Below are 15,926 nucleotides of genomic sequence, written 5' to 3' on the forward strand. Positions count from 1 at the left end.
CTCCAAGCTTTTTTCCGGCCTTAGAATCCAGCCTGGAAAAAATACTTGTCTCGGAGAGAAGTGCTCTTGAGCATAATGTGTCCCTTGTTTCCAAATTAATTGTGCTACTTGACTCGTCCTGTTCTTACGCAGGACGGCGTGGCCGCTGGCCCAATGCCTGTCTGAAGACGCAAACCGCAAATGGTTAATAACTCGAAAGAATTGGTTGGAAAGGCGATTTATTCGGCGCTTCCTTATAGGCGGATAAGTTAATTTATCGATGGCTTATAGAGCGCCAACTTGTTCAGTAAGCATCTATAAGCTTATGTGGAAAATGTAAAAGGAAATTATTACGAGCAATAAAAAAGCCCTAGGTTATTGTCACCTAGGGCTTTGATATATGGAGCTGGCGATGGGAATCGAACCCGCGACCGGCTGATTACAAATCAGCTGCTCTACCGACTGAGCTACACCAGCGAAGAAGTTGTCATTATACGGAATAAATTATCTTTTGCAAATGTTTTTTTTATTATTTTGTATATTTTTTCTTTCTGTTTGCTGGATGCAGTTTGCTCTTCTTGCTATAGGTGTTGTCTTGTCCTGTGTGTTTTGTTTTAAAACGTTGAATTTTATCAGGTGTTTCAATCGTGCCTTTAGGTTGAAAGCTGGGGATTAAATGCTGTTTGCCATTGCCGATTAAATCGCTACGGCCCATGTCTTTTAAAGCTTCGCGTAACAGCGGCCAGTTTTTTGGGTCGTGATAACGCAGGAAAGCTTTGTGCAAACGGCGCTGCTTGACGCTTTTGGGGATCGGGATATCGGCGACGGTACGGCTGACTTTATGCAAGGTGTCTTTGCCGGAGTGATACATCGCGGTAGCAATGGACATTGGCGAAGGCAAGAATGCCTGTACTTGATCGGCTCTAAAACCGTTGCGCTTTAACCATAGCGCCAAATTGAGCATATCTTTATCGGTCGTGCCGGGATGGGCGGCGATAAAGTAGGGGATCAGGTACTGTTCTTTACCGGCTTCCTTGGAAAACTTGTCGAACATGCTCTTGAATCGGTCATAAGTACCCATGCCCGGCTTCATCATTTTGGATAGCACGTTTTGCTCGGTGTGTTCCGGTGCAATTTTGAGATAGCCGCCGACATGATGAGTGACCAGCTCTTTGACGTATTCCGGCGATTCTACGGCCAGATCGTAACGCAAGCCGGACGCGATAAAGATTTTCTTGATGCCGGGCAAAGCGCGGGCTCTACGGTAGAGCTTGATCAGAGGCGTATGATCGGTATTCAGGTTGGGGCAAATGCCCGGATAAACACAGGACGGCTTGCGGCAAGCAGCTTCGATTTTCGGGTCTTTACAGGCCAGTCGGTACATGTTTGCGGTAGGGCCGCCCAAATCGGAAATATGGCCGGTAAACGCGGGCGAGGTGTCGCGTATGGCTTCAATTTCTTTGATGATCGAATCCTCGGAGCGGTTTTGAATAATACGTCCTTCATGTTCGGTAATCGAGCAGAACGAGCAGCCGCCGAAACAGCCGCGCATGATGTTGACCGAATGCTGGATCATTTCAAAGGCCGGTACGTTCGCATTGCCGTAGGTTTTATGCGGTAAGCGGGAGTAGGGCAGGCCGAATACGTCGTCCATTTCCTTCGTTGTTAGCGGAACCGGGGGCGGGTTGATCCATACTTGCCGCGTTCCGTGCTGCTGGACCAACGGGCGTGCATTGCCGGGGTTGGTTTCTCCGTGCATGACTCTTGAAGCATGAGCATACAATATCGGGTCGTCTTTTACCGTTTCATAGGCTGGTAAGCGAATAACGGTTTTTGCTCTTTGATCCTTGATCAGCTGCCTGTGCGTTCCCAAGTTGGAGCTTGGGAACGAGATTACTTTTTCGTTAGCATCGGTATCAGGTTTTTTATCGCAAGCCGGCTCTTCCTGATACGGATTTTGCGGCGGCATGACTGCCCCCGGATGATCAATATCCGTGGAATCTTTTACAGCAAAACTTTCCGGTATTTGTTTAACGAAATGCACGGTGCCGCGTATGCCTTTCAAGTCGGATACCGCTTCACCGTTAGCCAAGCGATGGACGATTTCGACGATCTGGCGCTCGGCATTGCCGTAAACCAGCAGATCGGCTTTGGAATCCAGCAGCACCGATTTTTTAACTTTGCCGGACCAATAATCATAATGCGCGATGCGCCGTAAACTGGCTTCAATGCCCCCTATGATGATCGGTACGTCTTTATAAGCTTCGCGGCAGCGGTGCGAGTAGACATTAACCGCACGGTCAGGGCGTTTGCCGGCTTCGCCGTTTGGGGTATAGGCATCGTTAGAACGGATTTTTTTGTCCGAAGTATAACGGTTGACCATCGAGTCCATATTGCCGCCGGTTACGCCGAAAAACAGGTTGGGGCGGCCGAGTTTCATGAAGTCTTTGGCGCTGGTCCAGTCAGGCTGAGAGATAATGCCGACTCTAAAGCCCTGAGCTTCAAGCAAGCGACCAATCAAGGCCATGCCGAAGCTGGGATGGTCGATATAAGCATCGCCGGTGACCAGAATAACGTCGCAGGCATCCCATCCGAGTTCGTCCATTTCAGCTTTGCTCATCGGCAGCACAGGGGCAACGCCAAAGCGGTGAGCCCAGTATTTCCGGTAACTGAACAGGTTGGGTTCGTTTGATATGACGCTAGACATTATTTTTGTATCGATTTGTTGATGACGCTGACATTATGTTTGGCAATATCTCTTAAATAAGAGATAAATTCAATTTGGTAAAGCTGTTCGAGCACAATGGCCCGGGTTCTTAAATCTTGCATGCTATGAAGCGGCGCTTTTTCATTAAAGGCCAGGCCGATAATATTGCCTCTCCCCGTGACCGGAAGAAATAGGATCCTCCAATCGAACGTGCGGCCGAGCCACAAGGCGACTTGTTGAAATAGAGGGTTACTGGTGCCGCCCCAAAGGTTGATGACCAATATGCCGTCTTTTTTCAACAAGGCTTTACAGGCATCGAAAAACGCATGATTACTGATCGATGGCGCCATGCCTTCATGGTCGAACGCATCGATAAACATCAGGCTGTATTGTTCGCTTTGGCTTTCGGTGCGTTGGCGGACATATTTCGCGCCGTCGTCAATGATTATTTTCAGGCGCGGATCGAGCGGCAGGCCAAAATGGCTGCGTGCAATTTTGACTACGCTTTCCCTGTATTCAATAACTCTCAAACGGCAATCGGGAAAATGATGCAGCAGATGTTTGGTTAGTGAGCCTCCGCCCAAACCGATAATCAAGGCTTCGTCATCGAGCGTGGGTTTGAACAGCATCCAGCTGGTCATGGCTCGTACGTAATTGAGATACAGTTTATCCGGCTCGGCCAGCAACATGCTGCTTTGCCGGGGAAACGAACCGAAGTGCAGAGACCTTACGCCATCTTGCTCGACAACTTCTAAAACGCCGTCATCGTCGTGGCTTTCATAAATGACTCGACCGTCATATTTATACATAAACGCAATAAGTAGTTAAATGATTAGCGGCTCATTATACCGGAGAATAAGGCCTGACTTATACGGGGCGATACAAGTGCCGAGAATGGTTCAGAAACCGCAGTGGAAAATCAACTGTAGCTTGGCAAACGGAATGGAAATCAAGGTGGCCGCGGTTTCTCGGCAGGAGATTGTAAATGGGCTTCGCAGCGCGGCCCTTTTTTAAAAGGGTTCCGCGCCGGCAGTATTAGACTAATCAGCCGTCTTGGTTGATTTTTGCAATGATGTTTTTTAAATGTTCAGCGCTATCCAGGTTGTCGACTTGGCACGTTCCTGCATTCATATGGCCGCCGCCGTTATAACTGAGGCAAAGTTCGCCGACATTGGTATTAGAGGAGCGATTCAAGATAGATTTACCAATCGCAAAAACAGTGTTTTGTTGTTTAACGCCCCACATTACGTGAATAGAAATATTGCACTCCGGATACAGCGCATAAATCATAAAACGGTTAACGGCGTAGATGGTTTCTTCATTACGCAAATCCAGTACAACCAAATTATTATGAACGGTCGAGCAGCGCTGAATTTGCTCTTTAGCTGCCGCTTCGTGTTCTTTATACAACGTAACACGTTCTTGAACGTCAGGAAGCTGCAAGATGTCATCGATAGCATGGTTTTTGCAGTAATCGATCAGGTTCATCATTAATTGATAATTCGATACGGTAAAGTCCCTGAAACGGCCTAAACCGGTACGCGCATCCATCAAAAAGTTCATTAACACCCAACCTTCCGGATTCAAGATTTCTTCCCGGTTAAACTGGGCCGAATCGCCTTTATCGACAGCGGCCATCATTTCATTCCAGCTGGCAGGGAAGCGGGTTGCGCCGCCGTAATAATCGTAAACGACTCGTGCCGCTGAAGGTGCTTCAGGGTCTATGATGTGATTTTCGGCTTTTTCGTTACGGATGGTTTCGCTTAAGTGATGGTCGAATGCCAGATGTACGCCTTTAACATAAGGCAGGTTGGTGGTGATGTCGCGGTCGGTGATATTGATGATACCGTCTTGCATGTCCTTGGGATGAACAAAGGTAATATCGTCAATCAGGTCCAGTTCTTTTAATAAAACAGCGCAGATTAAGCCGTCAAAATCACTGCGAGTAACGAGTCGAAATTTTTGGTCTGTCATGGTGTTGCCTTTGATGAAAGGAAAATAAGACGGGAAGGCAGGGGAGGCCTTCCCGTTTGTGGTTAAAATAATCCGGTGATTTTGCCGTTATTATCAATATCAATTCTTTCTGCCGCAGGAACCTTAGGTAAGCCGGGCATTGTCATCATATCACCCGCAATTGCGACAATAAAGCCCGCGCCATTCGCCAAACGAACGTCCCTGATTTCAACGGTATGCCCGGACGGCGCGCCCTTGGCATTCGGATTAGTGGAAAACGACATCTGGGTTTTTGCCATGCAGATAGGGAACTTGCCGTAATCGGCCTCCCAGGCAGCCAACTGGCCTTTGACTTTGGCGTTGGCGGTGACGCTGGCCGCACCGTACAGCTTGGTCGCGATGGTTTCGATTTTTTCCCAAAGGCTTAGGTTTTCATCGTAAACATAGTTAAATTCCGGCTCGCGGTCAGCTGCTATGTTGACGACTTCTTGAGCCAGCTCTTCCGCACCGGCGCCGCCTTTGGCCCAATGTTTGGACACTACGCATTTCGCGCCCAGCGCTTCGCATTTTTGCTTTAATAAGGCGATTTCCGCATCGGTGTCAAACGTGAAGTGATTGATGCAGACTACGCAAGGCAGGCCGTAATGATGATTGATGTTGTGCAGGTGGCGTTCGAGGTTTTCAAAACCTTTTTCCAGCGCCGCCAGGTTTTCCAGGTTCAATTCTTCTTTAACAACGCCGCCGTGGAATTTAAGCGCCCTGACCGTTGCGACCAGTACCACGGCCGAAGGTTTCAAACCCGCCATGCGGCATTTTATGTCGATGAATTTTTCCGCGCCCAGGTCCGCGCCGAAGCCGGCTTCGGTGACGACGTAATCGGCCAATTTCAGCGCAGTTTTGGTCGCGGTCACCGTGTTGCAGCCGTGTGCGATGTTCGCGAATGGGCCGCCGTGGATGATTGCGATATTGTTTTCCAGTGTTTGCACCAGGTTGGGCTTGATCGCGTCTTTCAACAACGCCGCCATTGCGCCGTGGGCGTTCAGGTCGCGGGCGTAAACCGGCGTGACTTTGTCGGATTTGTAGCCGATCACGATGCGGCCCAGGCGTTCTTTAAGATCCGCGCGGCTGGTTGCCAGGCACAAAATCGCCATGACTTCGGACGCGACCACGATGTCGTAGCCGTCTTCGCGCAGATAGCCGTTGGCCGGGCCGCCCATGCCGACGACGATGTTGCGCAATGCCCGGTCGTTCATATCAACGACGCGTTTCCATTGAATGCGCCGGGGATCTATGTCCAGCTCATTACCGTGATTGATGTGGTTGTCGATTAATGCCGACAGCAAGTTATGCGCGACGCCGATCGCATGAAAATCGCCGGTAAAATGCAGGTTGATGTCTTCCATAGGCACTACTTGCGAGTAGCCGCCGCCGGCCGCGCCGCCTTTAACGCCGAAACATGGGCCCAGCGACGGTTCGCGCAGGCACATCATGGTTTTCTTGCCGATGCGGTTCATCGCATCGCCTAGGCCCACGGTCGTCGTGGTTTTGCCTTCGCCTGCCGGAGTCGGGCTGATCGCCGTGACCAGAATCAGTTTGCCGTCCGGCTTGTCGGCCAGGCTGTTGACGTATTCCAGCGACAGTTTGGCTTTGTAATGGCCGTAAGGGTCGAGATGCTCGGCGTCGATGCAGTAGCGTTCTTTTGCTAAACCGATGATTGGTTGCATGTGGGCTTGTTGGGCGATTTCTATGTCTGACATTGTTTTTTAGAAAAAGTTGGTTGATTTTAGTTGTTAATTATTTTTAGCGCGTGGATTAAGGTACGAAATCCAGCACGGCTATGTATTCTTGCGGGAGTTCGCAAACTCCCGGCTAACGGATTCAATTTGCCCCCAATCTGTAGCTGAAACAGAGGACATGACATCGCCTAATTCCTTTACTTGTTCGACAAATTGAGGAGGCGGTGCGCGGCGTTTTTTAGCTGGTTTACTGTCTTCTTTAATGGGGTGTGTCATCAATTTACACCAGTTCGAATCCTTGGATATGTAAGGTAACGTGAAACGATAAAATATAATGAGCTAAATGGTTACAAAAGCTTGGGCAGTACTTACAGTGAGTTTGGCCTGCTTTTTTCTTAACATCTCAACTTGCAATTGCTGAACTTCTGGTCCCGTTCTTGGCACTCTTGATGCAACAATATGACATGCCTTTTTAATTCCGTGATGTTCAGCAATAAATCTGTCGATAGTGGCAACTAGTTGCTCGTAGGCTTCTTGAATATGGCGGCCTTTCAGTTCTAAATAAATTACATTGCTAATTTTATCAGAAGCAGGATCATCAATAATTTCAAACATGTAATCGCAACGCTTGTTTGAATCAGTAATCAAACAGCCATCGACTTTGATTTTTCTTACCACTTTTGCCGATGGATTTTTTATTGTCAGTTTTCTGTTTTTTTCACTGGCTGTTATCAATTTGTTGGTTGTTTGAGTGGTGCATTTTTCATAATCCATTATTCAGCACCGTACAAAATTTCAGTAGCCACGCTAAACGCCGCATCGAACTCATCTGATACTGCATCAAGCAGATTTGCGCCAATCAATCGATTTTCCATATCAATGATGGACTCCAGCTTGCCTTTATTTAAGGTATAAGCAGATACGTCTTCTAAACGAATTAATTCATCAGTTGCCAGGACTTTTTCGAGCTTCTTTAGCTTATTTTTATCGCCATTGGCTTTGTCGTAGGCGTCATGTCCGACTACTAAATTATTTATAGCCGTTAATATATAAGGGCTATGCGTAGTAATAAAAAAGGAATGTCCGAAGCTGTTATATATTGTGGCAATCAGGCTGATAATTTGCTTCTGTGATACGGAAAACAGATGGGCTTCGGGTTCTTCTATGAAAAAGGTTTGATGTATTTTCTTTCCATAAAAAAAAGGCCAGGTTTTCAATATCAAAAGCATAGGTAATGATTCTTGCTGACCTGATGAAGCATTAGCCAAATTAGTTTTTTTACCTTTATTTAAAATCCAATCTTGCTCTTCTGCATAAACATATTCACCAACAACTATATCGCTAACAAGTTTATCTACTTTTTTCCTAGCTGCCACCTCACTAAGCTCATCATCGCGAAAAAAAACACCTTGATGAATCCGTCTCGATTGTTCGTAGCGAGAACCAAGCTCTTTAATAAAAGGATCTATATCGATATTATTAGCAAGGAATGAAAAAATGTGTTTTTGTAGATTAATAAAAAAAGATCGGCTTGCAGGAATAAAGATAGGCTTTTTATATATTTCACTAAATACGGAAGCATATAATTTGTCAGAAAATGTCCGATGGAAGATCATTTCTCTTGTTGGTGTGTTTTTCTCGTTTTTTTGATCAGCTCTCGCATCAAATTCATCCAAAGCCAGTTTGTAACTATTTTTTAATTCCTTATAGAAATCCGTTAGCTCTTTACCATAAGTAACCTTCAATATGTATTTGTTGCCTACTTTGGCTCTTATAATCGATAGCTCATAATTCTCATTTTTATAAATAATAGAAAATTCCTGATTCGCCCATGAATAACGAGGAAAAATTTGCTCAAACTGGATTAAACATTTCTTATCAAGGGTTCCCTTTGTCTCAAGTTTTTCGACTGATGGAATAAAAGTATCTTGAAAAAAGTTTTTAAAAAAATAGACAAGCTTGGCAATAACGCTTTTACCCTGAGCTTGCGCACCGATTAGGATATTGATTTTCTTTATCTCAAAATCTGCGTGATCTATGGTTAAAAAACCATTAATTTCGATGCGTTCCATTAATCTTTCCCGAAAACAATAAGCCGAAATGTCGGGCAACGAAAAGCAGTTGCCCGACCTACTCATTAACTATAAACCGGAAACCGCGCGCACAGATTGTGGACTTTCTCGCGCACGGCGGCGATGACGGTTTCGTCGTCGATGTTTTCCATCACGTCGCACATCATATTCGCGATTTCGATCATTTCCTGTTCTTTAAAGCCGCGGGTGGTTGGTGCTGGTGTGCCGACGCGGATGCCGCTGGTCACGAACGGCGATTGCGGATCGTTAGGTACGGCATTTTTATTAACGGTGATATGGGCTCTGCCTAAAGCTGCGTCGGCCGCTTTGCCGGTGATGCCTTTGGCGATTAACGAAACCAGCATTAAATGATCGTCGGTGCCGCCGGAAACCACGTCGAAGCCGCGTTTGATAAACACTGAAGCCATCGCTTGAGCATTTTTAATCACTTGTTGTTGGTAAGCGCGGAACTCGGGCTGCATCGCTTCTTTAAACGCAACGGCTTTGGCCGCGATCACATGCATCAGCGGGCCGCCTTGAATGCCGGGGAAGATGTTGGAGTCGAATTTCTTTTCCAGTTCCGGGTTGCTCTTGCACAAAATCAAGCCGCCGCGCGGGCCGCGCAGGGATTTGTGAGTGGTGCTGGTGACTACGTCGGCAATAGGCACAGGATTAGGGTATAAACCTGCGGCAATCAAGCCGGCGACATGAGCCATATCGACAAACAGGTAGGCGCCGACTTTATCGGCGATGTCGCGGAAACGTTGCCAATCCCAGACGCGCGAGTAAGCCGAAAAACCGGCTACGATCACTTTGGGTTTGTGTTCCAGAGCCAGTGCTTCCACTTGCGCATAATCGATTTCGCCGGTTTCGGGATGCAGGCCGTATTGCACTGCATTGTAAATTTTGCCGGAGAAGTTCGGTTTTGCGCCGTGCGTCAAATGGCCGCCGTCGGCAAGGCTCAAGCCCAGAATGGTGTCGCCCGGCTGAACCAAGGCCATGAATACAGCCATGTTGGCTTGCGAGCCTGAATGCGGTTGCACGTTGGCATAGTCAGCGCCGAACAGTTCTTTGGCGCGGTCGATGGCCAGTTGTTCGACTTTGTCGACGAATTCACAGCCGCCGTAATAACGCTTGCCGGGGTAGCCTTCGGCATATTTATTGGTCAGCACAGTGCCTTGCGCTTCCAGAACCCTAGGACTGGCGTAGTTTTCCGAGGCGATCAGTTCGATATGGTCTTCCTGGCGGTTGCGTTCTTCTTCTAAGGCTTGGAACAATTCGTCGTCGAAGCCTTCGATGGTCATGGATTTTTTAAACATGGTGTTCTCCTGGATTAAAATTTTTGTTTAAGGTGCGGGCTGGATCAGCAGTATTTGCAGATCGGCGACATTAGTGCCTGTCGCGCCGGTATTCAGTAAATCGCCGGATGCTTTTAAGGCGTGGTAGGAATCGTTGTTTTTAAGCCGCTCAATCGGACTGATGCCCGCTTCAGTCATGCGTTTTATTGTGTGGCGGTCGACGATGCCGCCTGCCGCGTCGGTGGGGCCGTCACGGCCGTCGGTGCCGCCGCTAAGGAATACCCAGTTGTCGGTTAAGTTGTATTTTTCGGCAGCAATCGCAAACGCCAGCGCTATTTCCTGGTTGCGGCCGCCGCGACCGTCGCCTTTCAGCGTGACGGTGGTTTCGCCGCCGGCCAACAGCGCGGTGGGTTTATTAATAGTCAGTGCTTTGGCGTGCAGAACCAACTTTTCAGCTTCTTCGCCGGCTTCGCCGCATAAATGGCCGCTGTAGAGTTCGGCTGCATAATCCAGCTTCCGGGCGCTTTGTAACATCGCATTGACGCTGATGCTATTGCTGCCGATCAGCGTATGTTCGGTATGGTTGAAAATGCTGTCGCCCGGTTTGGGCGTTTCGGCAATCGCTCCCGATTGGCCTTGCTCAAGATGCTTGCGAACATTGGCCGGTATCTGTTGCCAAATGTCTTTGGCTTTAAGAATATCGATTGCATCGGCGTAAGTGGTATCGTCGGCAACGGTCGGGCCGCTGGCAATCGCGCTTAAATCGTCGCCCAAGACATCCGATAAAATCAATGCATGCAGATGGGCCGGCGCGGCCATTCGCGCCAAGCCGCCGCCTTTTAGCCGCGATAAATGTTTGCGCACGCAGTTAATTTGATTGATGGTTGCTCCGGAAGCCAGCAGTAAATCGGTCGCGGCAATTTTTTCCTGTAACGTGATTTGATCGGCAGGATAGGGGATCAAGGCCGAGCCGCCGCCGCTGACCAGTACCAATACCAGTTCATGCTGTTGGGCATTTAGTACCCGCTCGGCAATGAGCTTCGCGCCGTTAAGCCCGGCGGTATCGGGCAAGGGATGCGATGCGCCGAACACGTCGACATTATCGACGTCGGTTACGTTGTCGTAATTGGTTACGGCAATGCCTTTGCCGGCCAACATTCCGGCGGGAACGATTTCCGCAGCGGCTTGAGCCATTGCGCAGGCGGCTTTGCCAAAAGCGATAAGATGGACTTTTGAATAACCGTTAAAGAGTTCCGGGGCAAGATGACGTTTAACCGCTTGATAAGGATCGGCTGCGGTTATGCCGGCCTGGAAAAGGCTCAAGGCATCTTGCCGCACGGATGCCAAACCAGCTGCTGTATCTGCTAAGGAATTCATCTCAGTATCGTGGAAATAGACGGTGTTTAGGCCATTTCCTTTGCCAGAGCAAAGATATTTTCAGCGTCGAAAACTTGCTTGTTGTCTTCAAATAGCTTTGCAATACAAGCGCGGTGCAAGGCCAACTTTAACGAGCCGAAACCGATGGCGCCCCAGATGATTTTGCCGTTGCGCACAACGCCTTTATCCATGACGTCTATGCCGCCAATGCCTAAAGGAGGCGTAGCGTTGGCGTCGGCCATCATTTCAATGTGGGGATTGTGCTGCCATTGCTCCGGGGTGAGCAGCTCTACGCCTGCCGCGCCGGTTGCAAAAACGATGTTGGCGTGTTCGATTGCTTTGGCGCGGGCATCGTTATCGAAAGCTTCGGCTGGAGTCAGGTTAACGCCGAAGCGGGCTTTCATATTCTCGCAAGCTTGAACGGCACGTTCCATTTTTCGGCCGGTCAATGTCACATCCGCGCCTTCTTTAGCCAGCATGGCCGCTGCGCGTTGACCGACCGGACCGGTACCGGCCAATACTACCGCTTTTTTACCGGCCAAGGTGCCGCTGGAAGCAAGTTTTGCAACGGCGGCGGCGGCTGTGGTATTGCTGCCGTTACTGTCGAGCATGACTGAAACTTGAAAGCCGGGGAAAAAGTGTTTTTGCACCGCTGTGAATAATGCCTGGCCGGCTATCATATCGCTGCCGCCGACAAAAATAGCGGTATTTTTCTTGTCTTTGGGCGCCCGGGTAAATATTGCGCCATCTACCAAAGCCGAGACGTTCTCGGGTGTTAATCCACCGTGTCCGATCACATGGTCCGCACCGCCGTCATAGGCTACAACAGTATCGAAAACTGAAGGGTGAGTGTCTGTATCGAATTGGAATAACAGTTTTTTCATTAACTTACTCGTGGTGGTTGTTCTGGTATCTATAAAATACGGTTATAAAACCGTCCTATTATACTCAATAAACAAAACGCTGCCTTATTTAGCCTGCTTCCCGTTAGTCATGCTTGGAATCTCAAGCATGTTTGTCGATAGGCTTGCTTGTAGATGCTTATCTTCGTTATTATCTGTGAAAATGGAATTATGCTGTGATTGTTTTGCGTTGTCGGGAATGGACTTAGTTGCGATATTTTCCAAGTGGTTCGGTAGTTTTGCCAAAATTGGCTTAGGAAAAAAATAATTTAAAGGAGAATCAGATGAAAACCCCCGTTCATATCGCTGTAACAGGCGCCGCAGGTCAAATCAGTTATTCTTTGCTGTTTCGGTTGGCTGCCGGTGCATTGTTGGGGCGCGACCAGCCGATCGTATTGCATTTGCTTGAGATTCCTTCGGCCATGAATGCTTTGCAAGGCGTGGTGATGGAGTTGAAAGATTGCGCTTTTCCTTTGCTGCATCGCATTGAAGTCACGGATGACCCGCGAGTGGCTTTCAAGAATGTCGATTATGCTTTTTTAGTTGGCGCGCGGCCGAGAGGGCCGGGCATGGAACGCAAGGACTTGTTGGAAGTAAATGCAGAAATTTTTGCCGTTCAAGGTAAAGCCCTGAATGATGTCGCCAGTAGAGAGGTAAAAATCCTGATAACGGGCAATCCGGCTAATACTAATGCACTGATTGCGTTGAGCAATGCGCCGGATTTAAAACCGGAGAATTTTTCCGCAATGACCCGCTTGGATCATAATCGGGCGCTAAGTCAATTGGCTGAAAAATGCGGCGTGTTGCCGGCCGACGTCAAGAATATGGCGATCTGGGGTAATCACTCGACGACACAATATCCCGATATTCATCACGCCAAGGTCAAAGGCCAGGATGCTTTATCCTTGGTTGACAATAACTGGTACGTTAACGAATTTATCCCGACTGTCCAGCAACGCGGCGCTGAAATTATTAAAGCCAGGGGGCAGTCCAGTGCCGCATCGGCTGCAAATGCGGCGATAGGGCAAATGAAAACCTGGGCATTGGGTACCGAGCCAGGCGATTGGGTTAGCATGGCCGTATTGTCGGACGGTAATTACGGTATTGAATCAGGATTGATTTTCTCTTTTCCGGTTACTGTTGCCGACGGTGAAGTTAATGTTGTCAGAGGCCTGGAGATTAACGAATTCGGCAGGCAGAGAATGCGCATTACCGAGGCTGAATTAAAAGCGGAAAGGGACGCGGTCAGGCATCTATTGCGATAAAGCCGCGGCTTGATCGCTCTTTTCAAGTGTATTGCTGTCGTCATAATCCAAGTTAGCGCAATCGCTTCATGTCTCCCATCATTCAATTTGACCGTGTATCGGTTACCGCCCACGAAAAAACAATCTTAGTAGACATCAGTTTTGCTCTTTTCGCCGGTGAAAAGGCTGCGTTATGCGGCAAATCCGGTTCCGGCAAAAGCAGCGTACTGAGAACCTTGCTGGGGTTGCACACGATAAAGTCAGGCGCGGTTTATTTTCAGCAACAACGGTTAACTGCATCGACCATCCAAGCCATTCGCAGTTGCACTGCGTATATTGGCCAAGAACCGATATTGGGTGCTGAAAGCGTGCGCGATGCGCTGTTGCTGCCTTTTCAATTCAAAGCTCATAGACAGTATCGTCCCACGGAAGCGCGGCTGATTGAGGCGTTGCAGCGCCTGCAATTGCCTGCGGATATTTTAAACCAGGAAAGCAGCCGTATTTCCGGCGGCGAAAAACAACGGGTTGCGTTGGCTCGTGGGCTGCTGCTGGGAAAGAAATTGTATTTGCTGGACGAGGTTACCAGCGCCTTGGACGCAGAAAGCCGGCAAGCCGTGTTCGATGTTTTTTCCGACCCTGACCTGACTGTTCTCTCAGTGGCTCATGACCCGGCGTGGCTGGAGCTCTGCGGTATTGTTCTTGAACTTGAAGCGGGGCGGTTGACACTGGTAAAACGCAATGGCAACGCTTGATATTGAACTGCCGCGAATGGCGTTGCTTTACGGTCTTTGTTTATTGCCGTGGCTGTTGCTTTGGCTGATTGGGCTGCGCTTGAGCCGGGACATCGTTGTCGGCGTGTTGCGGATGAGTATTCAATTGGCGCTGGTCGGCATCTACCTGAAAATGCTGTTCGAGCTTAACCAGCCTTGGCTCAACGGTTTATGGATATTGGTGATGCTGTTGGTTGCGGATTTAAGCATTCTGAGGCGCGCCGGGCTTAAGGCGCGCTATTTTACATTGGCGACTTTTATAGCTATCGCGTTTAGCATACTGCTCTCAACAGCTTATTTGGTGATTCTGGTTATTCAGCCCGCTCACTTTTACGATGCCCGCTATATTGTGCCGTTGGCCGGCATGATTCTCGGCAATTGTCTGCAAGGCAACGTTATTGCGTTGGAACGCTTTTATTCGGCGCTACGCAAGAATGAGAACGAGTATGCGACTTTCCTGATGCTGGGGGCGACGCGCTGGGAAGCGGTGCGTCCGTATTTTCGCGATGCAGTCAAAGCGGCGATCAATCCGACTATTGCCGGCATGGCGACAATGGGTTTGGTGTCTCTGCCGGGCATGATGACCGGTCAAATTCTGGGCGGCAGTGAACCGTGGATAGCGGTGAAGTATCAAATCGCGATCATGATCTGCATTTTTGCCGGCACCACAATGGCAAGCATACTCAATTTGAGGCTCAGCCTGAATATTGCATTCAATGCGTTTGATGTGTTGAGGGATGAGGTGATTAAAAAACCTTGATTTCTGTGACGATCCGGCTGCGCCTAGAACGCAGGCGCGATTGGGTTCACTAAACGACGCGGTCCGGCAGGCTTTCCCCGGCAAAGAATGCGGCCAAGTTAGCCAAAACTTTTTCTCCCATTGCTGTGCGGGTTCCTAACGTGGCACTGCCCAGATGCGGCAGTAGCGATACGTTATCCAGTGCCAGAAAACCTTCGTGGACATTCGGTTCGCCTTCATAAACATCGAGTCCGGCACCGGCAATCTGTTTGTTCTTAAGTGCGTCGATCAGCGCTGCGCTATCGACAACATCGCCGCGAGCGGTATTGATTAAATGCGCGGTCGGCTTCATCAGCTTTAACTTGTCGGCATTGATTAAGTGCCGGGTCGCCTCGCCGCCGGGGCAGTGTAGCGAAACATAGTCGGCTATTTGCAGCAGCTCTTCTATTGACTCGCAACGGGTCGCGTTAAGGTCGTCAACCACATATTCGTCGGCCGGGCTGGGTTTGAAATAGACGATTTTCATGCCGAAGCCGTGATGGGCTTTTCTTGCCATGGCTTGCGCGATACGGCCAAAGCCGATCAAACCCAAGGTTGCGCCGGTAACATCGCTGCTCAGCATCTGCGTCGGGCACCAGCCTGTCCATTGTTTGCTGCGCACTAGGCGGTCCCCTTCCGCGCCGCGGCGTGCGGACATTAACAATAGGGTCATCGCAATATCGGCGGTACTGTGCGTCAACACGCCGGGCGTGTTGGTTATTATCAAGCCTTGCGCTTTGGCTGCATTAATGTCGATATGATTGTAACCTACGCCGAAATTGCCGAGGATTTTGCAGCGTTTGTTGTCGACATTGATTACGTCGGCAGGAAATGAATCGCAAACGGTGGGGCAAACGGCGTCGTAGTTTTGTAGGGCGGATCTGAATTCGTCGGCGCTTAACGGTCGGTCATCTTCGTTTAAAGTGACATCGTAAAGGGCTTTGAGTTTTGCTTCGACTGAGGCAGGCCATTTGCGGGTAACAAAGACTTTTGGTTTGCTCATGGATTATCCTCATAAGGGTAATGCCGTTAAGTTAAGGATTCAGCATTATATTTAATGGAACACGGATGACACGGATAGGATGGACACTGATAACATAGCTTAAAAAT

Annotated in this window: 14 protein-coding genes and 1 tRNA gene; 3 read left to right on the top strand and 12 right to left on the bottom strand. The window is 49.0% G+C overall.

From position 1 onward, the window contains the following. Positions 1-380 precede the first annotated feature (380 nt). The 11 genes from EKO24_RS11245 to EKO24_RS11290 form a co-directional block, all read right to left on the bottom strand. Positions 381-456 (bottom strand) — tRNA-Thr (locus EKO24_RS11245). Between the two features lie 52 nt (positions 457-508). Next, a complete protein-coding gene (locus EKO24_RS11250; RefSeq protein ID WP_127029439.1) occupies positions 509-2,686 on the bottom strand; it encodes a YgiQ family radical SAM protein in 2,178 nt (725 codons plus the stop codon). Then, positions 2,686-3,495 (bottom strand): spermine/spermidine synthase domain-containing protein, encoded by an 810-nt coding sequence (locus EKO24_RS11255; protein ID WP_127029438.1) that lies wholly within the window; start codon positions 3,493-3,495, stop codon positions 2,686-2,688. The genes EKO24_RS11250 and EKO24_RS11255 overlap by 1 nt, the downstream gene beginning before the upstream one ends. A gap of 235 nt (positions 3,496-3,730) precedes the next feature. After that, complete coding sequence (locus EKO24_RS11260; RefSeq protein WP_127029437.1) at positions 3,731-4,660, bottom strand: DHH family phosphoesterase; 930 nt, start codon at positions 4,658-4,660, stop codon at positions 3,731-3,733. Positions 4,661-4,722: 62 nt separating this feature from the next. Next, positions 4,723-6,396: a formate--tetrahydrofolate ligase gene (locus tag EKO24_RS11265; protein WP_127029436.1), complete on the bottom strand. Its 1,674-nt coding sequence runs from the start codon at positions 6,394-6,396 to the stop codon at positions 4,723-4,725. A gap of 78 nt (positions 6,397-6,474) precedes the next feature. Next, the gene (locus EKO24_RS22390; RefSeq protein WP_154671593.1) at positions 6,475-6,651 is read right to left on the bottom strand and encodes a hypothetical protein; all 177 of its coding nucleotides are present in this window, start codon (positions 6,649-6,651) and stop codon (positions 6,475-6,477) included. Positions 6,652-6,714: 63 nt separating this feature from the next. After that, positions 6,715-7,149, bottom strand: coding sequence for a hypothetical protein (locus EKO24_RS11270; RefSeq protein ID WP_127029435.1), 435 nt, complete (start codon positions 7,147-7,149; stop codon positions 6,715-6,717). Beyond that, positions 7,149-8,447: an AAA family ATPase gene (locus tag EKO24_RS11275; protein WP_161990598.1), complete on the bottom strand. Its 1,299-nt coding sequence runs from the start codon at positions 8,445-8,447 to the stop codon at positions 7,149-7,151. Before EKO24_RS11275 ends, EKO24_RS11270 begins: the two co-directional genes overlap by 1 nt. 65 nt (positions 8,448-8,512) lie before the next feature. Next, positions 8,513-9,766 carry a serine hydroxymethyltransferase gene (gene glyA / locus EKO24_RS11280; protein ID WP_127029433.1) on the bottom strand — a complete coding sequence of 418 codons (1,254 nt, stop codon included), beginning with the start codon at positions 9,764-9,766 and terminating at the stop codon, positions 8,513-8,515. Positions 9,767-9,793: 27 nt separating this feature from the next. Beyond that, positions 9,794-11,122: a glycerate kinase type-2 family protein gene (locus EKO24_RS11285; protein WP_127029432.1), complete on the bottom strand. Its 1,329-nt coding sequence runs from the start codon at positions 11,120-11,122 to the stop codon at positions 9,794-9,796. Positions 11,123-11,148: 26 nt separating this feature from the next. Then, complete coding sequence (locus EKO24_RS11290) at positions 11,149-12,006, bottom strand: NADP-dependent methylenetetrahydromethanopterin/methylenetetrahydrofolate dehydrogenase (protein ID WP_127029431.1); 858 nt, start codon at positions 12,004-12,006, stop codon at positions 11,149-11,151. A 302-nt stretch (positions 12,007-12,308) separates the two neighbouring features. On the opposite strand from EKO24_RS11290, the gene EKO24_RS11295 reads away from it, so the two are divergent. The 3 genes from EKO24_RS11295 to EKO24_RS11305 all read left to right on the top strand — a co-directional run bounded on the left by EKO24_RS11295 (position 12,309) and on the right by EKO24_RS11305 (position 14,798). Further along, entirely contained in the window at positions 12,309-13,289 is a 981-nt protein-coding gene (locus EKO24_RS11295) for a malate dehydrogenase (RefSeq protein WP_127029430.1), read from the top strand. A 68-nt stretch (positions 13,290-13,357) separates the two neighbouring features. Then, positions 13,358-14,020, top strand: coding sequence for an ABC transporter ATP-binding protein (locus EKO24_RS11300; RefSeq protein WP_127029429.1), 663 nt, complete (start codon positions 13,358-13,360; stop codon positions 14,018-14,020). After that, the gene (locus EKO24_RS11305) at positions 14,007-14,798 is read left to right on the top strand and encodes an ABC transporter permease (protein ID WP_127029428.1); all 792 of its coding nucleotides are present in this window, start codon (positions 14,007-14,009) and stop codon (positions 14,796-14,798) included. Before EKO24_RS11300 ends, EKO24_RS11305 begins: the two co-directional genes overlap by 14 nt. Positions 14,799-14,847: 49 nt before the next feature. Here the strand turns inward: EKO24_RS11305 and EKO24_RS11310 are convergent, their stop codons facing one another. After that, a complete protein-coding gene (locus EKO24_RS11310; RefSeq protein ID WP_127029427.1) occupies positions 14,848-15,819 on the bottom strand; it encodes a 2-hydroxyacid dehydrogenase in 972 nt (323 codons plus the stop codon). Between the last annotated feature and the right edge of the window lie 107 nt (positions 15,820-15,926).

Source organism: Candidatus Methylobacter oryzae (genome assembly GCF_003994235.2).
In the GTDB taxonomy this organism is placed as follows: domain Bacteria; phylum Pseudomonadota; class Gammaproteobacteria; order Methylococcales; family Methylomonadaceae; genus Methylobacter_A; species Methylobacter_A oryzae.